18 protein-coding genes are annotated in these 19,869 nt (G+C 71.1%); 7 read left to right on the top strand and 11 right to left on the bottom strand.

Annotated elements, in window-relative coordinates; all coding sequences use genetic code 11:
* Positions 1-143: 143 nt before the first annotated feature.
* From ACQEV8_RS38575 to ACQEV8_RS38565, 3 genes are read right to left on the bottom strand one after another with little or no spacing between them, the layout of a single operon-like run.
* On the bottom strand, positions 144-893 hold the full coding sequence (locus ACQEV8_RS38575; protein ID WP_432970330.1) for a succinate dehydrogenase/fumarate reductase iron-sulfur subunit: 750 nt from the start codon (positions 891-893) through the stop codon (positions 144-146).
* Entirely contained in the window at positions 890-2,839 is a 1,950-nt protein-coding gene (locus tag ACQEV8_RS38570) for a fumarate reductase/succinate dehydrogenase flavoprotein subunit (protein ID WP_432970327.1), read from the bottom strand. The genes ACQEV8_RS38575 and ACQEV8_RS38570 overlap by 4 nt, the downstream gene beginning before the upstream one ends.
* A gap of 2 nt (positions 2,840-2,841) precedes the next feature.
* Positions 2,842-3,513, bottom strand: coding sequence for a succinate dehydrogenase (locus ACQEV8_RS38565; protein WP_432973309.1), 672 nt, complete (start codon positions 3,511-3,513; stop codon positions 2,842-2,844).
* A gap of 118 nt (positions 3,514-3,631) precedes the next feature.
* Here ACQEV8_RS38565 and ACQEV8_RS38560 point away from each other — a divergent pair, with 118 nt between their 5' ends.
* Positions 3,632-4,516, top strand: coding sequence for a LysR family transcriptional regulator (locus ACQEV8_RS38560; RefSeq protein WP_432970324.1), 885 nt, complete (start codon positions 3,632-3,634; stop codon positions 4,514-4,516).
* A 95-nt stretch (positions 4,517-4,611) separates the two neighbouring features.
* On the opposite strand, the gene ACQEV8_RS38555 is transcribed toward ACQEV8_RS38560, so the two are convergent.
* The 4 genes from ACQEV8_RS38555 to ACQEV8_RS38540 all read right to left on the bottom strand — a co-directional run bounded on the left by ACQEV8_RS38555 (position 4,612) and on the right by ACQEV8_RS38540 (position 9,491).
* The gene (locus ACQEV8_RS38555; protein WP_432970321.1) at positions 4,612-6,756 is read right to left on the bottom strand and encodes a putative bifunctional diguanylate cyclase/phosphodiesterase; all 2,145 of its coding nucleotides are present in this window, start codon (positions 6,754-6,756) and stop codon (positions 4,612-4,614) included.
* Positions 6,753-7,565, bottom strand: a complete 813-nt coding sequence (locus tag ACQEV8_RS38550) for an SAM-dependent methyltransferase (protein WP_432970318.1) — start codon at positions 7,563-7,565, stop codon at positions 6,753-6,755. Before ACQEV8_RS38550 ends, ACQEV8_RS38555 begins: the two co-directional genes overlap by 4 nt.
* A 333-nt stretch (positions 7,566-7,898) precedes the next feature.
* Entirely contained in the window at positions 7,899-8,882 is a 984-nt protein-coding gene (locus ACQEV8_RS38545) for an SCO0930 family lipoprotein (protein WP_432970315.1), read from the bottom strand.
* A gap of 315 nt (positions 8,883-9,197) precedes the next feature.
* Entirely contained in the window at positions 9,198-9,491 is a 294-nt protein-coding gene (locus tag ACQEV8_RS38540) for a hypothetical protein (protein ID WP_432970312.1), read from the bottom strand.
* A 163-nt stretch (positions 9,492-9,654) separates the two neighbouring features.
* On the opposite strand from ACQEV8_RS38540, the gene ACQEV8_RS38535 reads away from it, so the two are divergent.
* The 3 genes from ACQEV8_RS38535 (at position 9,655) to ACQEV8_RS38525 (ending at position 11,354) form a co-directional block, all read left to right on the top strand.
* Positions 9,655-9,786 (top strand): hypothetical protein, encoded by a 132-nt coding sequence (locus ACQEV8_RS38535; protein ID WP_432970309.1) that lies wholly within the window; start codon positions 9,655-9,657, stop codon positions 9,784-9,786.
* Positions 9,787-9,841: 55 nt separating this feature from the next.
* Positions 9,842-10,576 (top strand): DUF4239 domain-containing protein, encoded by a 735-nt coding sequence (locus ACQEV8_RS38530; RefSeq protein WP_432973306.1) that lies wholly within the window; start codon positions 9,842-9,844, stop codon positions 10,574-10,576.
* Between the two features lie 217 nt (positions 10,577-10,793).
* Positions 10,794-11,354 carry a hypothetical protein gene (locus ACQEV8_RS38525; protein WP_432973303.1) on the top strand — a complete coding sequence of 187 codons (561 nt, stop codon included), beginning with the start codon at positions 10,794-10,796 and terminating at the stop codon, positions 11,352-11,354.
* A 101-nt stretch (positions 11,355-11,455) separates the two neighbouring features.
* Here the strand turns inward: ACQEV8_RS38525 and ACQEV8_RS38520 are convergent, their stop codons facing one another.
* Positions 11,456-11,944: a hypothetical protein gene (locus tag ACQEV8_RS38520; protein WP_432970306.1), complete on the bottom strand. Its 489-nt coding sequence runs from the start codon at positions 11,942-11,944 to the stop codon at positions 11,456-11,458.
* Positions 11,945-12,295: 351 nt separating this feature from the next.
* Here ACQEV8_RS38520 and ACQEV8_RS38515 point away from each other — a divergent pair, with 351 nt between their 5' ends.
* A complete protein-coding gene (locus ACQEV8_RS38515; protein ID WP_391107345.1) occupies positions 12,296-12,964 on the top strand; it encodes a class F sortase in 669 nt (222 codons plus the stop codon).
* A gap of 39 nt (positions 12,965-13,003) precedes the next feature.
* On the opposite strand, the gene ACQEV8_RS38510 is transcribed toward ACQEV8_RS38515, so the two are convergent.
* Both ACQEV8_RS38510 and lysX read right to left on the bottom strand, forming a co-directional pair.
* Positions 13,004-13,837, bottom strand: coding sequence for a polysaccharide deacetylase family protein (locus ACQEV8_RS38510; RefSeq protein ID WP_432970302.1), 834 nt, complete (start codon positions 13,835-13,837; stop codon positions 13,004-13,006).
* Between the two features lie 89 nt (positions 13,838-13,926).
* The gene (gene lysX, locus ACQEV8_RS38505) at positions 13,927-17,217 is read right to left on the bottom strand and encodes a bifunctional lysylphosphatidylglycerol synthetase/lysine--tRNA ligase LysX (RefSeq protein ID WP_432970299.1); all 3,291 of its coding nucleotides are present in this window, start codon (positions 17,215-17,217) and stop codon (positions 13,927-13,929) included.
* A gap of 89 nt (positions 17,218-17,306) precedes the next feature.
* On the opposite strand from lysX, the gene ACQEV8_RS38500 reads away from it, so the two are divergent.
* Complete coding sequence (locus ACQEV8_RS38500; RefSeq protein ID WP_189722485.1) at positions 17,307-17,768, top strand: universal stress protein; 462 nt, start codon at positions 17,307-17,309, stop codon at positions 17,766-17,768.
* Between the two features lie 31 nt (positions 17,769-17,799).
* Here ACQEV8_RS38500 and ACQEV8_RS38495 read toward each other — a convergent pair whose 3' ends face one another.
* Positions 17,800-18,954 (bottom strand): CapA family protein, encoded by a 1,155-nt coding sequence (locus tag ACQEV8_RS38495; RefSeq protein WP_432970295.1) that lies wholly within the window; start codon positions 18,952-18,954, stop codon positions 17,800-17,802.
* A gap of 223 nt (positions 18,955-19,177) precedes the next feature.
* On the opposite strand from ACQEV8_RS38495, the gene ACQEV8_RS38490 reads away from it, so the two are divergent.
* A complete protein-coding gene (locus ACQEV8_RS38490; protein WP_432970292.1) occupies positions 19,178-19,723 on the top strand; it encodes a sigma-70 family RNA polymerase sigma factor in 546 nt (181 codons plus the stop codon).
* Positions 19,724-19,869 lie beyond the last annotated feature (146 nt).

Raw genomic sequence — 19,869 nt, 5'->3', positions numbered from 1 at the left:
AATGCCAGGGTCCCGGACGGCGAGACGGGGCCGGGGAGCACCTCCCGGCCCCGCCCGTCCGCACATTTCGGCGAACGTTCACTGTCCGTGCCCAAGGGCGCGGGGAACCGCGCGACCAGCCACAGACGGTCCGCACCCGGCACCTACCGCTTGCCCGCCCTCCGAGTGGCCCGCAGCCATTCCTTGTTCATGCTGGTGATGGACATCAGTGGAATCCCCTTGGGACAGGCCGTGGCACACTCCCCCGTGAGGGTGCAGCCGCCGAAGCCCTCCTCGTCCATCTGCTCCACCATGTCCAGCACCCGCGTCTCCCGCTCGGGCGCCCCCTGCGGCAGCACATTGAGATGGTTGACCTTGGCGGACGTGAACAACATCGCGGCCCCGTTGGGACAGGCCGCCACGCAGGCCCCGCACCCGATGCACTCCGCGTGCTCGAACGCGAGGTCGGCGTCGGGCTTCGGCACCGGCGTGGCATGCGCGTCCGGAGCCGCGCCCGTCGGCGCGGTGATGTAGCCACCGGCCTGGATGATCCGGTCGAAGGCGGACCGGTCCACGACCAGATCCTTGACGACCGGGAAGGCGGACGCCCGCCACGGCTCGATGTCGATCGTGTCGCCGTCCTCGAAGGACCGCATGTGCAACTGGCAGGTCGTGGTGCGTTCCGGCCCGTGCGCGTCCCCGTTGATCACGAGGGAACAGGCACCGCAGATGCCCTCGCGGCAGTCGTGGTCGAAGGCCACGGGGTCCTCACCCCGAAGGATGAGCTCCTCGTTGAGCGTGTCGAGCATCTCCAGGAAGGACATGTCGGGCGAGATGTCGTCCACCTCGTACGTGGACATCGTGCCGTCGGCGTCGGCGTTCCGCTGGCGCCAGACGCGCAGGGTGAGCTTCATGCGTAGCTCCGCTGGGTGGGGTGGACGTAGTCGAAGGCCAGGTCTTCCCTGTGCAGGGCCGGAGCCTCGCCGGTGCCGGTGAACTCCCAGGCGGCCGCGTAGGCGAACTCCTCGTCCTTGCGGGCCGCCTCGCCGTCGGGGGTCTGGGACTCCTCGCGGAAGTGGCCGCCGCAGGACTCGGCGCGGTGCAGCGCGTCGAGGCACATCAGCTCGGCCAGTTCCAGGTAGTCGACGACGCGGTTGGCCTTCTCCAGCGACTGGTTGAACTCCTCGCCGGTGCCGGGCACCTTGACGCGCCGCCAGAACTCCTCGCGGACCTGCGGGATGCGCTCCAGGGCCTTGCGCAGCCCCGCGTCGGTGCGGGCCATGCCGCAGAACTCCCACATGAGTTCGCCGACCTCGCGGTGGAAGGAGTCGGGGGTGCGGTCGCCGTCGACGGACAGCAGCAGGTTGAGGCGGTCCTGGGTCTCGGCCAGCACCTCCTGGACGACGGGGTGTTCGTCGGTGACCGGGTCGTGGTGCGGGTTGCGGGCCAGGTAGTCGTTGATGGTCGCCGGGAGCACGAAGTAGCCGTCGGCCAGGCCCTGCATCAGCGCGGAGGCGCCGAGCCGGTTGGCCCCGTGGTCGGAGAAGTTGGCCTCGCCGATCGCGAACAGCCCGGGGACGGTGGTCTGGAGGTCGTAATCGACCCACAGGCCGCCCATCGTGTAGTGCACGGCGGGGTAGATCCGCATGGGCACCCGGTACGGATCCTCGTCGGTGATCCGCTGGTACATGTCGAAGAGGTTGCCGTACCTCGCCTCGACGGCCCCCCGGCCCATCCGGGCGATCGCGTCGGCGAAGTCCAGGTACACGCCCTGGCCGCCGGGACCGACGCCCCTGCCTTCGTCGCACACGTTCTTCGCGGCACGGGAGGCGATGTCACGCGGCACGAGATTGCCGAACGACGGGTAGACGCGCTCCAGGTAGTAGTCGCGCTCGTCCTCGGGGATCTCTGCCGGGGGCCGCTGGTCCCCCTTGGCCTTCGGCACCCAGATACGCCCGTCGTTGCGCAGCGACTCGCTCATCAGCGTCAGCTTGGACTGGTGGTCGCCGGTGCGCGGGATACAGGTGGGGTGGATCTGGGTGAAGCAGGGGTTGGCGAAGTAGGCGCCGCGCCGGTGGGCCCGCCAGATGGCGGTGGCGTTGGAGTTCATGGCGTTGGTCGACAGGTAGAAGACGTTGCCGTAGCCGCCGGAGGCGAGCACGACGGCGTCCGCGAAGTACGTGTCGATCCTGCCGGTGATCAGGTCGCGGGCCACGATCCCGCGTGCCTTGCCGTCGACCACGATCAGGTCGAGCATCTCGGTCCGCGGATGCATCTCGATGTTCCCGGCGGCGACCTGCCGGCTGAGGGCCTGGTAGGCGCCGAGGAGGAGCTGCTGGCCCGTCTGCCCGCGGGCGTAGAAGGTGCGCGAGACCTGCACCCCGCCGAAGGACCGGGTGTCGAGCAGCCCGCCGTACTCACGGGCGAACGGCACGCCCTGGGCCACGCACTGGTCGATGATCTCGACGGAGATCTGTGCGAGCCGGTGGACGTTGGACTCGCGCGCCCGGAAGTCGCCGCCCTTGACGGTGTCGTAGAACAGCCGGTGGATGGAGTCGCCGTCGTTGCGGTAGTTCTTCGCGGCGTTGATGCCGCCCTGCGCGGCGATGGAGTGGGCGCGGCGCGGGGAGTCCTGGTAGCAGAACTGGACGACGCGATAGCCCTGTTCGGCGAGGGTGGCCCCGGCGGAGCCGCCGGCGAGGCCGGTACCGACGACGATGACGGTGTGTTTGCGCCTGTTGGCGGGGTTCACGAGCTTCGCTTCGAAGCGGCGCCGGTCCCAGCGCTCGTTGACCGGCCCGGACGGGGCCTTGGTGTCGACGACCGGCTCACCGGTCGCGTAGTCGGCGTAGGAAGTCATCTTCAGCTCACCACTCCGGTCATGACGCCCACGGGTACGGCGATGAAACCGGCCGTGAGCAGCAGCGCGAGAAAATTGGCGACGGTCTTCAGGGCGCGGTCGCGGCTGCGGCTGCCGACGCCGAGGGTCTGGGCGGCGCTCCAGAAGCCGTGCCGGATGTGCAGGCCGAGCGCGAGCATCGCGACGATGTAGACGACGTTGCCGTACCAGGTGGAGAACGTGTCCACGACGTTCTGGTAGGGACGGCCCTCCTGGAAGCCGCCGGGGTGCACGGTGCCGGTCGTCAGGTCCAGGATGTGCCAGACGATGAACAGCCCGAGGATGATGCCGCCCCAGCGCATGGTGCGCGTGGCGTAGGAGGCGCGCGGCTTCTTGTGCACGTACTTGCTGGGCCGCGCCCTGATGTCGCGGCGGCTGAGCTGGTACGCCGAGGTGGCGTGCGCGACGACGGCGACGACCAGCACGATCCGGACGAGCCAGAGCGTCCACTCGTAGTGCATGAACGGCTCGCCGACGACCCGCAGCCAGTGCCCGTAGTCGTTGAACTCGCCGGCCCCGAAGAAGATCTTCAGGTTTCCGATCATGTGGACGACCAGGTACAGCAGCATGATCAGCCCGCTGACCGCCATCACGGTCTTCTTGCCGAGGGTGGAGTCCCACACGGTGCGTGCCATGGACGGCCGTCGGTCCGTCCGCGTTGCCAGAGCCATGGCCAGAACGCTACGGACGTGCGACCGATCGGTCCAAGACATGGTCCGGCTTGATTCCATAGGCCGGGGCTATCGTACGAGTATGCAGTTCCAGCAGCTCCAGTACTTCGTGGCCGTCGCCGAGACCCGGCACTTCACCCGGGCCGCCGATCTGGTCCATGTCGCGCAGCCGTCGTTGTCGCAGCAGATCAAGGCGCTGGAGCGGGAACTGGGAGCGGACCTGTTCCGGCGCGCACGCGGCAACATCACGCTCACGGACGCCGGGGAGGCGCTGCTGCCCCTGGCCCGGCGGATCCTGGCCGACGCGGACACGGCCCGGCAGGAGGTGCAGGAGCTGGCACAGCTGCGGCGGGGGCGGGTGCGGCTGGGGGCGACGCCGAGTGTGTGCACGGGTCTGCTGCCGGATGTGCTGCGCGCGTTCCATGATCGATACCCGGGGATCCGGCTGCTGATCGAGGAGGGCGGCTCTCATGATCTGGTGCGGGAGCTGGCCCGTGGCGCGCTGGATCTGGCGCTGGTCGTGCTGCCGTTGCCGACGCCGTCGCCGGCGCTGACCACGGTGGAGCTGCTGCGGGAGGATCTTGTGGTGGTGTCCTCACCTGACGCGGCGAGGCCAGGCCAGGGCTCGCGTACCGTGCGGGTCGCCGATCTGGAGGGTGAGCGGATGGTGATGTTCCGGCACGGGTACGACCTGCGGGAGCTGACCGTGGCGGCTTGCCGGGCGGAGGGGTTCGAGCCGGACTTCGCGGTGGAGGGCGGGGAGATGGATGCGGTGCTGGGGTTTGTGCGGGCGGGGTTGGGGGTCGCTGTGGTGCCGCGGATGGTGGCCGCGAGGTCGGGTCGGGGGTTGCGGGTGACGCCGCTGGCGCGGCCCGGGCTTCATCGCACGATCGCTCTGGCGCATCGCAGTGATGTGGCTCCGCCTCGGGCCGCGCGGGAGCTGCAGCGGATGTTGCTGGAGCGCTGACTTCTCCGGAGCGCCGCTGAGTGTGAGCGTCATTCGGGGGTGCGGGTGCGTTGTGCTTGATCGCGCAGTTCCCCGCGCCCCCAAAAAAGGCCGACTCAGCCCGTGGCGTCCACAAGTGCCAGTTCGTGCAGCCTCTCCGGCGGGCCCGGCCTCGCGTAGTACCAGCCCTGGGCCGTGTCGCAGCCCATCATGCGCAGTTGCTCGGCCTGTGCGCCCGTTTCCACGCCCTCGACCGTGACCGCGAGGTCCAGGCTGTGGGCCAGGGAGACGATTCCCTCGACGATCTTGAGGTCGACGGGGTCGGCCGGGAACTGTTGCATGCTCTGGGTGAAGGAGCGGTCCAGCTTCAGGATGCTGACCGGCAGGCGGCGCAGGTTGGCGAGGTTGGAGTAACCCGTGCCGAAGTCGTCCAGGGCGATGTCGACGCCCATCTCCGCCAAGCGGCGCAACGGCTTCAGCAGGTCGTCGTCCGCGCCGATCAGGGCCGACTCCGTGACCTCCAGGCAGAGCGCGTTCGGCTCGATGCCGGTGCGCTCCAGGATGTCGACGGTGTCCTGGACCAGGCCGGGGTGGGTCAGCTGGCAGGGCGAGAGGTTGACGTTGATCCGCAGCGGGCCCACGGCCTCGGCGCCGCCGTGCAGTTCCCGCCACTCGCGGGCCTGCCGGACGGACTGTTCCAGGACCCAGCGGCCCAGCGGCACGATCAGCCCGGTGTGTTCGGCGAGCGGGATGAAGCGGTCCGGGCCGAGCACGCCGTGCTGCGGGTGCAGCCAGCGCACCAGGGCTTCCGCTCCCCGGACGCTGCCGTCGCCGAGGTGGACCAGCGGCTGGTACTCGATGAAGAACTCGCCCCGTTCCAGCGCGGTGGGCAGGGCGGTGGTCAGTCCGTGCCGGGTGATGGCGCGGGCATCGGCCTCGGCGTCGGCGAGTTCGAAGCGGTTGCCGCCCGCCGACTTGGCCCGGTACATGGTGATGTCCGCGCTGCGCAGCACCTCCGCCGGGCTGCGCTCCCCCGCCGGGCCCTCGACGATGCCGATGCTGCCGCGCACGGTCAGCTCCCGGCCGTCGACGCTGATCGGCGCGAGCAGCGCGTTCATGATGCGGCCCGCGAGCTCGTCGACCTCGTGCTGGGTGTCGGGGCCGGTGGTCAGCGCCACGAACTCGTCGCCGCCGAGCCGGGCGACCATCTCGCCGGGCGCGGTGGCGCAGGACTGCAGCCGGTCGGCGACCTCCACCAGCAGCCGGTCGCCGGCCGCGTGGCCCAGGCTGTCGTTGATGGTCTTGAAACCGTCGAGGTCGAGGTAGCACAGCCCGAACCGCTGACCTTCCCCGGCACCCAGTGCCTTCTCCAGGCGCTCGAAGAAGAAGGTGCGGTTCGGCAGGCCGGTCAGCGCGTCGTGCGTGGCCTCGTAGCGCAGCCTCAGGTTGAGCAGCCGCCGCTCGGTGGTGTCCTCCATGAGGGCCAGCTGATACTGCGGCTCACCGTCGGCGTCGCGCAGCAGGGAGACCGTCAGATTGGTCCACAGGACCGTTCCGTCGGGGCGGTAGAACGCCTTCTCCAAGTGGTAGTGCTCACGATCGCCGCGTACGAGCTCGTCGTAGAGCCGCCAGGTCTGCGGCGCGTCGTCGGGGTGGGTCCACTCCCTGACGTTGCGGCTGCGCAAGGTCGGCTCGGAGATGCCGAACATGCGCAGCAGCGCGCCGTTGACCTGGAGGATGTTGCCCTCGAGGTCGGCCATGCCGATGCCTATGGCCGCGCCCTCGAAGACCGCCCGGAACCGGGCCTCGCTCGCGTGCAGGGCCTGCGCCACCACGCCCTGCGCCTTCAGGGCGGCCTCGGCGATGGCCTCCTGCTCGGCCAGCGTCCGCTCGCGCAGCGCCCGGGCGAAGCCGGCGGACATCGCGTGCTGCAGTCGTGCGCAGCGCGCCCGCAGGTCCTCCTGGTCGCCGTCGCCACCGCAGTACAGGACCAGGTAGGCGTCCACGCAGTCCAGCGTGTGGCTGAGTGCCTCGGGGTCGGTGCAGTGCGCGTCCACGAGGGCGGCGCCCACGGCCTTGCCCTCGTCGGAGTCGAAGGCCCGGGCCCGCAGCGCCTCGCTCAGCCGCCGGGCCAGCGGCAGCAGTTGCTCCTCGAACTCCGCGCGGGTCGACGACGTCGAGGTCACCGGGTACACCGCCCGGCTCCAGATCGTCGCGAATCTGCGCAGTCTGTCCTCCGGCCCGTCCGGTTCCGCGATCACGCCGTACGCCCCACGCCCGCGAAACCGGAGAACGCGTACGGATCCTCGTCCTCCGGCGCGGTGTCGGGCCGCCAGCGTGGCATCGCCACCAGTCCGGGTTCCACCATGTCGTACCCCTCGAAGAACCGCGCGATCTCCTCGCGCGAGCGCATGATCAGCGGGTTGCGGATCTCCTCGTACACGTCCACCGCACCCCCGGCCCGCTCCGGCGGCAGCGGGATCCCCTCGTAGGAGGCATGGGTGAGCACGAGCAGGCTGCCGGGCGCGAGCGCCTGCCGCAGCTCGGCCACCGCCCCGTACGGGTCGTCCTCGTCCTCCACGAAGTGAAGTATGGCAACGAGCAGCAGGGCAACTGGCTGATTCAGGTCGATCAGCCGCTCCACCTCGGGGCTGCCCAGGATGTCCTGGGGCTTGCGGAGATCCGCGGCGACGACGCCTGCGCCGTCGTTGCCCGCCAGGACCGCCTGGCTGTGTGCCACGGCCACCGGGTCGTGGTCGACGTACACCACGCGCGCGCCGGGGCGGGCCGCCTGGGCCACCTCGTGCACATTGCCGAAGGTGGGGATGCCGGAGCCGATGTCCAGGAACTGGGTGATGCCCTCGTCGGCCGCGTAGCGCACGGCGCGGCGCATGAACGCCCGGTTCGCCTGCATGATCTTGGGGAGTCCCGGCAGGAACTCCATGGCCCTGCGGGCCGCTTCCCGGTCGACCTCGAAGTTGTGCGATCCGCCCAGATAGAAGTCGTACATCCGGGAAACGCTGGGCACCGAGATGTCGATGCTCCGTGGGGCCCAGGCGGGACGCTCCATCTATCTCTCCAAGGCGTTGGCGATCCGGTGTTCGAGCAGAGGCTACTGATCGCCCGCCAAGGGAGCGACCCGAAACGGAAATTGACCATCCGTTCCCGGTCACTGCCTGCGGCACGTGCCGAATTGATACCCGCCCGCATGCCCTTCGAACATATGACGAACAGTGTTCGAGGCATTCCGGAGAGTTCCGGTGCGGAAGGGGAAGAGTGTTGATAATTCGATGAGTTCAGGTGAAGCACGGCAAAACGGTCCGCCCCTCCGTGAGACACGGAGGGGCGGACCGGGACGGCTCCGCCGGGTGACGCGAGGGTCAACCCCGGGGAGGTCTCTCTGCTATTCCGACGCGCCGACCAGCTTTCCGTCGGGGCGCACGGCGTACCAAGTGCCGCCCACACCCTGGCCGTTGGTGTCGCCCGGAGCCTTGTCGCCGGCGAAGGTGTAGATCGGCGAGCAGTTGATCGTCTGCTGCTTGCCCTTGCCGTCGGTCCGGTCGAAGATCATGTAGCCCTTCTCCTGGATGCCCTTGGTGTCGGCGAAGTCGACGGGCTCCACGAGCGGCCACTTCTTCAGGCACTCGCCGGTGCAGTTGGAGACCGGCTTGGGCCAGGCCTTGTCCTTCTTGAACCTGTAGACGGTCATGCCGTTCTTGTCGACGACGATCTCGCCGAGCTTGGCGTCCTCACGGGTGGACAGGCCGGCCTCCACCTCGGCACCGCCGCCGCCGGCGGCGCCCGCACCGCCCTCCTGCGCCTTCTTGCCGTCGGGGGCCAGCGCGTACCACTTGCCGCCCACACCCTGGCCCTTGACGTCACCGGCGTTGACGTCCTTGGCGTAGCGGTAGGCCGGCCAGCCGGCGACGGTCAGCTGCTTGGTGCCGTCGGCCCGGGCGACCGAGCCGAGCAGCGCCTTGTCGATGCCCTCGCCCGCCTCGGCGTCGTCCGCGGGGACCGGCGGCCAGGTCTTGGCGCAGTCTCCGTCGCAGTTCGACTTGGGCGGCTGCTCGGTGTCCTGGTCGAACCGGTACAGGGTGAGGCCCAGGCTGTCGGTCACCACCTTGCCGATCTCATCAGCGGTGGAGACGGACAGCTTGCCCGCGGGGTTGGACGGGCTGGAGGCACTCGGCACGGCCGGGCTGCTGCTCGCGGTGCCGCCCACACCGGCGGTCCCGGAGCCGATGTTTCCGTAATCCCCGGGCGCCGCCGTGGCACCCACGTTCTGGCTGGCCGCCGGTGGGCTGTCCTGACCGCACGCCGTCGTCAGCGCCAGGACCGCCGCGGCGCTCGCCACGAGTGAGGCGCTCCGCCAGGAGGTCTTCATCGTCAACTCCCCATAATCGCAAGGGTGTTGCAGCGCCCTGCTGCGCCGCCGCACGGCCATGAATACGCACGGGAGCAGCGATCGTGTTCAACGACCGGCCAAATTTCTTTCCGGAAGTTGTGACGAGCGCCGCCAGCGCCCCGTGACGGGTGCCGCCCTTCGTCACACAGACATGCGTGTCGAGCACACCGCGGGCGAACGCCGATCAAACCGACGGCACCCGAAATTCCCTCTTTCGGGGCAATCCCCTTGCACTCCGGCACGTCCCGGCGGAACAGGGCTCATGATCTTCGTCGTGTATGGACCCCTCTCGATTCAACCCGCCGTTGCCGTAAGGGCCTTGGCGGTGGCGGCGCTGACCTGGGCGCTCGTCGGCGCACCGGGTTCAGTGGCGGTGGCCACCGCCTGCGCGTACGCCTCGACGGGGCCGGACGGCACGAAGGCGGTGGCGTACGCCGGGAGCAAGACCTGGCCGACCAAGCCGCCGTGCCCGACACCCACACCGACGCCCACACCCACACCGACCCCGACGCCCCCGCCGCCGAAGCCGTCGCCGACGCCGAGTCCGTCTCCGGACCCGACGCCACCGCCGCCGAAGCCGACTCCCACGGCCCGGCCCGAGCCGTCGCCACCGCCGCCGCCCGCTCCACGTCCGGCGGCGCCCCGGCCCGAGCCGACCCTCAGGCCCGTGCCACCGCCTCCGCCGCCCCCTCCCCCGGCTCCGGCACCCGAACCGTCGGCGACTCCGACGCCGCGTCCGTCCGCCTCACCCGTGCACTACCCGCGGTATCGCGCCGCCCCGCCCCGGCCACGGCGGACGAGCAACACGATGTCGCCGCTCACCTTCGTCCTGCTCGTCACGGTGCCCGCGGTGGTCGCCGTCGCCGCGCTGCGCGCGCGCTGATCTCTGAAAGCCCAGGAGGTACCTCTTGCCGGAATGGCTTGTTCTCACCCTCGCGATGCTGGCCGCGTGCGCCGTGGTGGTCATCATCACGCTCGTACGCCACCGCACGGCGTCCGACGACGAGGACCCCAGCGAGACCCCGGACGTCATCGAGTACATGACGATGTGGATCGGCGTGGTGTACGCCATCGTCCTGGGCCTGGCGATCGCCGGTGTCTGGGAGGGGCGCAGCGCCGCCCAGGACCACGTCCAGGCCGAGGCCACCGCGCTGCACGAGATCTCCGAGCGGGTCCGGGTCTACCCGGCCGACGCACGCGACCGGATCCGGGACGACATCGAGGCCTATGTGGGACACGTCGTCACCACCGAGTGGGACACCATGGCCGACGAGGGCCGTGTCACCGAGCGCGGTCACCGGCTCTTCGAGCGCGTCCGGCAGGACGTCACCGACTACGAGCCGAAGACGGACTTCCAGGCCCAGGCCTACCAGCCGCTCCTCGACCAGGTGACCGCGGCGAACCAGGCCCGCATCGCCCGGGCGGAGTCGACCGGGGAGACCATGCCGGGCGTGGTGTGGTTCGGGCTGATCGCCGGAGCCGTCGTCACCATCGGGATGATCTTCGCCCTGCAGATCCGCAGAACGACACGGGAAATGGTCCTGGCCGGGCTGTTCTCGGCGCTGATCGCCTTTCTGCTGTTCCTGATCTGGGACTTCGACTCGCCGTACAGCAGGGGCGTGACCGCGTCGGCGGACCCGTTCCTCAACCTCTTCCCGGGCGCCGGGGACTGACGGCGCCCGCACCACGGATCCGGCCCGGGAGACGCGCGACACGCCGTCGCCGTCCCCCGGCCGCGGTATCGGAGTTCCCCCGGGCGGCGCACACGCATGCCCCATTCGCGCTACTGCGATCGCGCCACGGCGCACCCGTTCCTAGCGTTTCGGGCAACGAGGTGCACACGTGAGCGGAACAGGTCCGCGGCTGCTCCTCGGGGACCCGGAGGTCACCATGCGCGCGATACGCGTCGCTTCGGCCGTACTGCTGGGCGCCGGCGCCCTCGCCTCCTGCATGCCGACCGCCTACGCGGCGGTCCGGACCGATTTCGGCTTCATTGTCGAGCCCTCAACCATCGCGGCTGGCGAAAGAGTCACGCTGCGGGTGGTCCGCAACGCGGCGTGCCGGGGAGAGGCGGTGGTGTCCTCACCGGTCTTCGACCTGGTCGCCATCCCGCCCCGGGAGTCTTCGGCGCGGGCCGTGGTCGACTGGGACGCCAAGCCCGGCGCCGTGTACGACGTGGAGTTCGTCTGTGACGAGTCGAGCGGCACCGCGCGCCTGACCATCGCGGGCGGCCGTCCGACGCAGCACCCCACACATCAGCCGACGCACCACTCCCCGCACCACCCGGGGGGCCACCACGGCCACCCGTCGAAGGGCGCGCACGCCGGAGAAGGCGGCACCCTCGCCGGCTTCGACCTCAAGGAGATCGGCCTCGGCGCCGCGCTCATCGCCGGCGCGCTGGGGACGACCTACCACCTCGCACGCCGCCGCACCGATGAGGAAACCGGCTGACCAGGCCGACGCGGACGCCGCCCAAGGGTTTGGTCCTCGCCCCGGGCCCAAAGAGGGATCCGGGGCGAGGACCGTACGTGCGATGCGCGATGCGGCCGGCGTCAGACGCGCCGCTCTGCCCGGCGCCGCATCCAGAACACGCCGCCGCCGAGGGCCGCCGCGGTCACGAGGCCGCCGCCGATGGCGACGTCGGTCGGCGTCGCACCAGTGGTGCTGCTGCCGCCGATACCGCCGCGGACACCGCCGATGACGGTGAAGGCCTGCGGCTTGGTCAGGGTCTTGCCGTCGCATCTGACCGTGATGTCGTACGGACCCGGGCGGGCGTTGTTCCTGATCGTGGCGGTGCCCCTCGCCGTCTCGTTGGCGCCGCGGATGGGCGAGAGCGTCGCCGGCATCGTGAACGCACTGGAGGTCGCCGTGCCGCCGTGGCGGCAGCCGTCGACCGTGATCGTCAGCTGACCACCGCGGGCGATCACGCTGGGCAGGGCGACGATGTTGCTCGGTCTGTCCCACGCGACGGCCGCGGGGGCGGAGAGCCCGAGGGCGGCGACCGCCGCGCCGGCGACCGCCAGAGCACGAGTGTTACGCATGTGAACCTCCGCGGAAGACGCCCCGGGACCCGTCCCCGGTCGATCGGCGAGAAAGCGCCTCCCAGAAAGACAGTCAGTTGCCCTGACCTGACCCGCATTTCGGGAATGGTCCGTCCTGGTGAGAGCGGGTACCGCGGAAAATCCACGCAATCGGATATCGCCGCAGGTCACGGTCCGTCAGAAATTTCCTCGCAGCGGCAACTCGGATGGCGCACCTGAAATACCCGGGCCGCCCATCGCGGACCCGGGCCACCCGTTCGCCGCCGCCCCGTCGCCGGTTTCACGCGCGGCACTTAGCGTTCTGATATGCGCGAAAGACACGGCGACGGCCGCGTCGAGAGGGGATGGCCCATGTCTGCGTCCGAGCTGGCCCAGGCCGAAGAGGAGGCGCGGCCGAGGAAGCGCGCCCCATGGGGCGTGATAGCGCTGGTCCTGCTGACCGGCCTCGCCCTCATCCGGAATGGCTCAGGGGAGTTCGACGAGGGTCCGCCGCAACCGGCGACGGCGGCCGCGACGGACAGCCGGGTGCCCGGCGCCACCTTCGCCGGCACCGTACAGCCCCTGCCCTACTCCCTCCCGGACCGGGTCAGGATCCCGGCGATCCAGGTCGACACGCCGATCATTCCCGTGGGCCTGGACGCGGACGGCTGGGTCGGCGCGCCCCCGCCGGAGGACCCGAACCTGGCGGGCTGGTTCACCGGGGCGGTCACCCCCGGCGAGAAGGGCACCGCGGTCGTCGTCGGCCATGTCGACAATCAGCTGGGCCCGGCCGTGTTCTACGCGCTCGGCGCCCTGAAGAAGGGAAACCGTGTCGAGGTCGCCCGGCAGGACGGAAAGACCGTCGTGTTCGAGATCTACGGCGTCGAGGTGTTCGAGAAGAACAACTTCCCGGGCGACCGTGTGTACGCGTCCAAGGGCGCGGCGGAACTGCGGGTCATCACCTGCGGCGGCGGTTTCTCCCAGCAGAACGGCTATGCGGGCAACGTCGTGGCATTCGCCCGCGCGGTCGAGGTGCGCTGAGCGTTCCCGGCCGGACGGGCGAAAGACTCACGGCGTCCGTCACTCGTAATGCCGCCGGGGGACGCTGACGTGGTATCCGGCGTCCAGCAGTTCGGGCAGATAGCGCCGCAGGGCCCGCACGCTCTGCGAGCGGTCGCCCCCGGCGTCGTGGGAGAGCACCACGACTCCGGGGGCGGCACCGTTCTCCACCCGGCGGACGATGGACCGGGCGCCGGGGGTGGTCCAGTCGAGGGTGTCGACCGTCCAGGCGAGGGATTCCATGCCGAGTTCGGCGCCGAGCCGGAACGCGGTGCGGTTCCAGGCGCCGTAGGGGGCGCGGAACCACTCGGGGCGCTCACCGTAGGCATCCTCGATGACGTCGCAGGTGCGTTCCATCTCGGAGCGGATCCCCCCGCGGGTGAGGCGGGTGAGCAGCGGATGGGACCAGGTGTGGTTCCCGACGACATGGCCCTCTTCGGCCATTCGCGCCAGCAGTTCCCTGTTGCCGGCGACCATGCCGCCGCATACGAAGAACATCGCGCGCACGTCGTACTTGGCGAGGGTGTCAAGGACGGCCGGGGTGTAGCGGGGGTCGGGGCCGTCGTCGAAGGTCAGCACCATGTGGCGGCCGCGGCCGGAGAAGCGCAGCAGCGGTGCGCGCCGTACCAGGGTCCGGCGGGGCGCGGCATGCGGCGGGCCGTATCCGGTCAGGGGCTGGAGCCGGTACGCGGAGGAGCTGAGCGGGCGGCGCGCCTGGGGCCCGCCGGCCGGGACGGTCCCGGCGGGGCCGCCCCCGGTGACCGCCGCGAACACACCGGCCGTGGCGGCGGCGCCCGCTGCGCCGGTGCCGGCGAGCAACACCCGGCGACGGGTGAGCAACTGATCCTTCTTCATGACTCATGAGTCGCCCGGCGGGAGACCGGCGCACCTGAGCAACACCGGTGCGGCGGCGCGGATTCACCCGTTCGGCCCACGCAGACGGGTCAGCGGCGGCGCACCAGGGGGAAGGGCAGGGTCTCCCGGATCGTCAGTCCGGTGAGGAACATGACCAGCCGGTCGACACCGATGCCGAGGCCGCCGGTGGGGGGCATGGCGTATTCGAGGGCGTCGAGGAAGTCCTCGTCGAGTTCCATCGCCTCGGGGTCGCCGCCGGCGGCGAGCAGGGACTGGGCGGTGAGGCGGCGGCGCTGCTCGACGGGGTCGGTCAGCTCCGAGTAGGCGGTGCCGAGTTCGGTGCCGAAGGCGACGAGGTCCCAGCGTTCGGCGAGGCGCGGGTCGGTGCGGTGCTGCCGGGTGAGCGGGGAGACGTCGGTCGGGAAGTCCTTGTAGAAGGTGGGCAGCTGGGTCTTCTCCTCGACGAGCCGCTCGTACATCTCCAGGACGACGTCGCCGGGGCCGTCGTCGGCGGTGTACGGCACGCCCACGCGGTCGCACAGCCGCAGCAGCTCGGGGAGTTCGGTGCCGGGGTGGATCGACTCGCCGAGGGCCTCGCTGATGGCGCCGTGGACGGTCTTCACGGGCCACTGCCCGGAGATGTCGTGCTCCTTGCCGTCCTTGTGGGCGACGGGGGTGCCGAAGGCGGCGGTCGCGGCGCCCTGGACGAGTTCGCGGACGAGGTCGAGCATCACGTCGTAGTCGGCGAAGGCCTGGTAGGCCTCCAGCATCGTGAACTCGGGGTTGTGCTTGTAGGAGACGCCCTCGTTGCGGAAGGTGCGGCCCAGTTCGAAGACCTTCTCCAGGCCGCCGACGCACAGCCGCTTCAGGTACAGCTCGGGGGCGATGCGCAGATACAGGTCGAGGTCGTAGGCGTTGATGTGGGTGGTGAAGGGGCGGGCGTTGGCGCCGCCGTGGATCTGCTGGAGCATCGGCGTCTCGACCTCGAGGTAGCCGCGGTCCAGGAGGCCCTGGCGCAGGGCCTGGACGGCGGTGGAGCGGGCGCGGATCACCTCGCGGGCGTCGGGGCTGGCGACCAGGTCGAGGTAGCGGAGGCGGACCTTGGCCTCGGGGTCGGCGAGGCCCCGGCGTTTGTCGGGCAGGGGGCGCAGGCACTTGGCGGTGAGTTGCCAGTCGGTGACGAACACGGTCGGCTCGCCCCGGTCGCTGACCCCTGCCTGGCCGGTGGCGGTGATGTGGTCGCCGATGTCGGTGTCGGCGGTGAAGCGGTCGAGGGCGGCGCCGGAGCGGTCGCGGGTGAGGGCGAGCTGGTGGTCGCCCGACCAGTCGCGGAGCACGAAGAAGACGATGCCGCCGAAGTCGCGGACCAGCATGATGCGGCCGGCGACGGTGACCTGTTCGCCCTTGGCGACCTCGGCGAGGGTGTGGGTGCGGGCCGGGAGGCCCACCGGGTAGGGGTCGGTGCCGGCGGCGCGCAGCCGGTCGAGTTTGCGGTGCCGGACACGGACCTGGTCGGACAGGCCGGAGAGAGGGTCGGCGGGCTCGGTCCCGTCCCCTCCGGCGAGGCCGAGCTCCGCCAACGACGGCAGCCCCTCCGTGGTGACGGGCCGCTGTCCGGCCTTCGGGTGCCCTCTTCCCCACAACGTGTGCATCGACGGTACGGAGACGAAGCCCTCGGCGATGCCGGAGGCGAGACCGACCTTGGCGAGGGAGGCGGCCTCCGCGTAGCAGAGGAATCGGGGGTACCACTCGGGGCGGTACTTGGCGTTGGACCGGTACAGGGCCTCCAGTTGCCACCACTTGGAGAAGAACAGCAGCAGGCGGCGCCAGAGGCGGAGCACCGGTCCGGCGCCGATGCGGGCGCCCTCCTCGAACACGGAGCGGAACACGGCGAAGTTCAGCGAGACCTTGCGCACGCCGAGTTTCGGGGCGGCGTGGCACAGTTCGGCGACCATGAACTCCATGACGCCGTTGGGGGCGGCGCGGTCACGGCGCATGAGGTCGAGGGAGACGCCGTCCCTGCCCCAGGGCACGAAGGACTGGATCGCGAGGAGCCGGCCGTCCTTGTCGTGGGCCTCGAGGAGGAGGCAGTCGCCGTCGGCCGGGTCGCCCAGCCGGTCCAGGGCCATGGAGAAGCCGCGTTCGGTCTCGGTGTCGCGCCAGGCGTCGGCCCGTTCGACGATCTGACGCATCTCCTCCTCGCTCAGGGTGGAGTGGCGGCGGACGCGGCAGCCGGCTCCGGTGCGCCGGACCCGGTTGACGGCCTGGCGGGTGACGCGCATGTCACGGCCGTCGAGGTCGAAGTCGAGGACGTGCAGGATCGCCTCGTCGCCGAGCTGGAGGGCGCCGAGTCCGGCGCGCACGAACGCCCTGGCGCCCTCTTCGGAGGCGCCCATCACGGCCGGTATCCAGGCGTAGCGGCGGGCCACGGCCTGCCAGGCGGCGATCGCGTGCGGCCAGGCCTCCCGGTCGCCGACCGGGTCGCCGCTGGCCAGGCATACCCCGGCCTCGACGCGGTAGGTGACGGCGGCCTTGCCGCTGGGTGAGAAGACGACGGCCTTGTCGCGGCGGGTGGCGAAGTAGCCGAGGGAGTCCTGGTCGCCGTAGCGGCCGAGGAGGGCGCGGATGCGGGCCTCCTCGTCGTCGTGCAGGGCGGCTTCCAGGCGCTGGGAGCGGAAGAGGGTGGCGGCGGCGTTCAGCAGGGCGAGCGCGCCGAACAGGCCGAGCAGGAAGTACAGGGCGTGCGGCGGGCGGCCGTCGAAGCTGCCCGCGGGCACCAGTCCGCCCAGGACCCGGTTCGCGGCCCAGGCCAGTCGCTGGTTGCCGGGCAGGGTGCCGGGGAAGGCCGCGACCAGGGCCCAGCCGGCCAGGATCGCCACGACCAGCCCGGCCACCAGGACGGCGAGGGCGCGGCGTACGGCGGCGCGGCGGGAAGCGGCGTAGAACTCCCCGCGGGCGACGATCAGCAGGGCCAGGGCGAGGCCGCACACCACGAAGGACGGGACGGACTCGGCGAACTGGCCGACGGCCATGCCGACGATGTCGGACAGGACCAGCAGGCCCAGGTAGACCACGACCAGCCACCAGGCGACCTTCTTGCGGGCGCCGGTGGCGGCGGCGAGCAGGAACAGGAAGACCGCGTAGGCGAGGTTGGCGCTGACGGGGACGAGCAGCAGGTCCAGGAAGCGGACGAGCGGGCGCAGTCCGGTGCGCAGCGGCGGGATGAGCGCCAGCAGGGCGCAGAGCAGACCGAGGGCGCCGAAGAAGACCGCGAAGCCTCCGGGTACCCGGCCCGGAAGGCGGTGGGTCCGGCCGCGGGGCGGCCGTATCGGGCCCCCGGTGTCCTTCTCGGCCGTCCCGGTGTCCGCGATGGCACTCATGCTTCCGACTCTAGGAACACCCGCCTCTTCTCGCCCGTCGAGCGCTCCCGGCCTGCGGGCGCGGTGGATGGCTCCGATAGCCTCGCGGCGTGACGGAACAGCACGCCCATCAGTTCGAGCGGGGCACGGACGGGCCGAAGGTGATCCTCGTCGGAGTGGACGGCTCCGACTCCTCCCTGCGGGCCGCGGCCTACGCTTCTGGCCTGGCCCGGCGGCAGCACGCGCTGCTCGCCGTGGTGTATGTGCAGCCGGTGCTGGCGGCGGGGGCGGCGCTCGGGGCGCCGGTGGCGGAGACGACCGACGAGATAGCAGAGGACCTGGTCGCACAGATCCGGGACGCGGCCGAGCGGCTCAAGGGGATATTCGAGGTCCGCTGGGAGTTCCACACGTTCCCCGGCGACCCGTACAACGGCCTGGTGCAGGCGGCCGACGAACTCAAGGCGGACGCCGTGGTCGTGGGCGCCTCCGAGCAGGCCGGCCACCGGATCGTCGGCTCGGTGGCGGTACGGCTGGTGAAGGCCGGGCGGTGGCCGGTGACGGTGGTGCCGTAGCGGGACCTGCCGGGGGCGCGGTGCTCCCGGCTCACTCCCCCATCACCAGTCCGTCCCCTGCCGCGCCCCTGCCGAGTACGACGGTCCGGATGCGGTCGCGGACGGCCTGGCCGTCGGCGCCCTGGGCGATCGCCCGGTTGAGGTTCACGACCCGGCCGGCGTCGACGTCGAACAGTTGAGGGACGAACTCGGCCTTCGTCACCTCCCAGCGGCCTCCCGGTCGTGCGGGCGGGGCGAAGGTGAAGCGGCCGAGGGTGGACTGGTTGCCGCGCGGGTCCTTGGCACCTTGGTGGTTGGTCATCTCGCCGGCGATCTGGTCGCCCATGCCGTAGATCACCCAGGTGCCGTTGACCTTCTCGTACGCCTGCGGGACGTGCGCGTGGGTGCCGAGGATCAGGTCGATGTCGGGGCGTGCGCCGCTGCGCGCCGCCGTGAGGTTCCGGGACAGGGTCAGCTGCCGCTCGTCGGGCGCGTCCTGCCACTCGGTGCCCCAGTGCAGGGAGACGACGACCACGTCGGCGCCCGCCCGGCGCGCGGCCCGGGCGTCCGCGAGGACCGTGCCCTCGTCGATGAGGTTCACGGCCCAGGGCTGTCCGGCCGGGAGCGGGATGCCGTTGGTGTCGTAGGTGTAGGCGAGATGGGCGATCTTCGCCGAGCCCGCCTGGAGGACGGTCACCGTGCGCGCCTCCTCCTCGGCGCGTGCCGAGCCGGCGTGCCGTACGCCCGCGCGGTCGAGGGCGTCGAGGGTGCGCCGGATGCCGTCGGCGCCGTCGTCCAGGGTGTGGTTGGAGGCGGTGGAGCAGCCGTCGTAGCCGGTGGCGGCGAGGGCCTCGGCCACCTCGGGCGGTGACTTGAAGGTGGGGTAGCCGGTGTAGGCCCCGTTCTCGCCGTAGACGGTCTCCATGTGGCACAGGGCCACGTCGGCCCGGGAGACGACGGAGCGGATCCCCGCGAGCATCGGCCGGAAGTCGTAGCCGGTGCCGCCGGCGTCGAAGCGGGCCCGGTCGATGATCGAGCTGTGCGGGAGGACGTCGCCGGAGGCGACCAGTGTGAAGCCGCGGGGCACGGCGGACGGTGCCGGGCGTCCCGGGCCGCGCGGTTCATGGCTGCCGCGGGCCTGGCAGGCCGCACCCGCGGCGAGGACGACGGTCAGGGCCAGGGCCACCTGTCGACTGCGTGCGATCATGCCATTCACCCCACTGTGGGCGTTGTGGTCGTATTTACGCACCATCAGGAAAGAAGGCTCCCGGCGTCCCACGCGGCTCCGACACGCTCATTAGCCCGTCCGGAACGCACCGGTCCGGGCGAGGTGACCGTTCGTCGAACCGTTCGTCGACGCGATCGACCGTCCGCCGCACGGGCGGGTACGTGCCCTGTCCCCCGGCTGCCCCCTGCTGTGGCATACGGCCATGACGGCCGGATCCACTCTCACGAACGGGACGACCGCCGAGCACGAGCTCGCCGCACTGCAGCGGGAGCACGGCCGGCCCCTCTTCGCGCTCCTGCTCCGGCTCTGCGACGGTGACCGGCAGCGCGCGGAGGATCTGCTGCAGGAGACGCTCGTACGCGCCTGGCAGCACCCCGAGGCCCTGCGCGCCGACGACTTCGAGTCCGTACGGCCCTGGCTGATGACCGTCGGGCGGCGGCTCGCGATCGACGCCCGGCGGGCCCGGCAGGCGCGTCCGGCCGAGGTCGGCGACGCGGTGCTGGAGAACGCGCGGGTCACCTCCGACCACGCCGAGCGGGCCGCGGCGATGCTCGACGTCCGCCAGGCTGTGAAGACACTCACTCCGGAGCACCGTGAAGTCCTGGTGCTCGTGTACTTCCAGGGGGCGAGTGTGGCGGAAGCCGCGGCGACCCTCGGGATCCCGCCCGGTACCGTGAAGTCCCGCGCGTACTACGCGCTGCGTGCCCTGCGCCGGGTGCTTCCCGGATACGCCGCCGACCTGCGCTGAAACCAATGCTCGGGTCAAGCCTCCGTAAAGCGCCTTGCTGAACACCCCGGTTGAGTAATCGGCTGTTCTCATCCGTGTTCCGGAAGAGGGCCGACAGCGCCCCCGGGGCCCGGTGTCGGGCTACGCGCACGTACCGGAGGAAGGCA

Origin of the sequence: Streptomyces sp. CA-179760, assembly GCF_050937045.1 — a bacterium.
In the GTDB taxonomy this organism is placed as follows: Bacteria; Actinomycetota; Actinomycetes; order Streptomycetales; family Streptomycetaceae; genus Streptomyces.
The sequence above is the reverse complement of the archived record's forward strand: the minus strand, read 5'-3'. Positions and strand labels throughout refer to the sequence as shown.

Bases quoted from the DNA above. Each gene is read 5' to 3' on its own strand.
- ACQEV8_RS38490 (WP_432970292.1), top strand. From the start codon at position 19,178: ATGACGGCCGGATCCACTCTCACGAACGGGACGACCGCCGAGCACGAG.
- ACQEV8_RS38495 (WP_432970295.1), bottom strand. From the start codon at position 18,954: ATGATCGCACGCAGTCGACAGGTGGCCCTGGCCCTGACCGTCGTCCTC.
- ACQEV8_RS38560 (WP_432970324.1), top strand. From the start codon at position 3,632: ATGCAGTTCCAGCAGCTCCAGTACTTCGTGGCCGTCGCCGAGACCCGG.
- ACQEV8_RS38550 (WP_432970318.1), bottom strand. From the start codon at position 7,565: ATGGAGCGTCCCGCCTGGGCCCCACGGAGCATCGACATCTCGGTGCCC.
- ACQEV8_RS38515 (WP_391107345.1), top strand. From the start codon at position 12,296: ATGTCTGCGTCCGAGCTGGCCCAGGCCGAAGAGGAGGCGCGGCCGAGG.
- ACQEV8_RS38510 (WP_432970302.1), bottom strand. From the start codon at position 13,837: ATGAAGAAGGATCAGTTGCTCACCCGTCGCCGGGTGTTGCTCGCCGGC.
- ACQEV8_RS38525 (WP_432973303.1), top strand. From the start codon at position 10,794: ATGCGCGCGATACGCGTCGCTTCGGCCGTACTGCTGGGCGCCGGCGCC.
- ACQEV8_RS38575 (WP_432970330.1), bottom strand. From the start codon at position 893: ATGAAGCTCACCCTGCGCGTCTGGCGCCAGCGGAACGCCGACGCCGAC.
- ACQEV8_RS38530 (WP_432973306.1), top strand. From the start codon at position 9,842: ATGCTGGCCGCGTGCGCCGTGGTGGTCATCATCACGCTCGTACGCCAC.
- ACQEV8_RS38520 (WP_432970306.1), bottom strand. From the start codon at position 11,944: ATGCGTAACACTCGTGCTCTGGCGGTCGCCGGCGCGGCGGTCGCCGCC.
- ACQEV8_RS38570 (WP_432970327.1), bottom strand. From the start codon at position 2,839: ATGACTTCCTACGCCGACTACGCGACCGGTGAGCCGGTCGTCGACACC.
- ACQEV8_RS38565 (WP_432973309.1), bottom strand. From the start codon at position 3,513: ATGGCACGCACCGTGTGGGACTCCACCCTCGGCAAGAAGACCGTGATG.
- ACQEV8_RS38545 (WP_432970315.1), bottom strand. From the start codon at position 8,882: ATGAAGACCTCCTGGCGGAGCGCCTCACTCGTGGCGAGCGCCGCGGCG.
- lysX (WP_432970299.1), bottom strand. From the start codon at position 17,217: ATGAGTGCCATCGCGGACACCGGGACGGCCGAGAAGGACACCGGGGGC.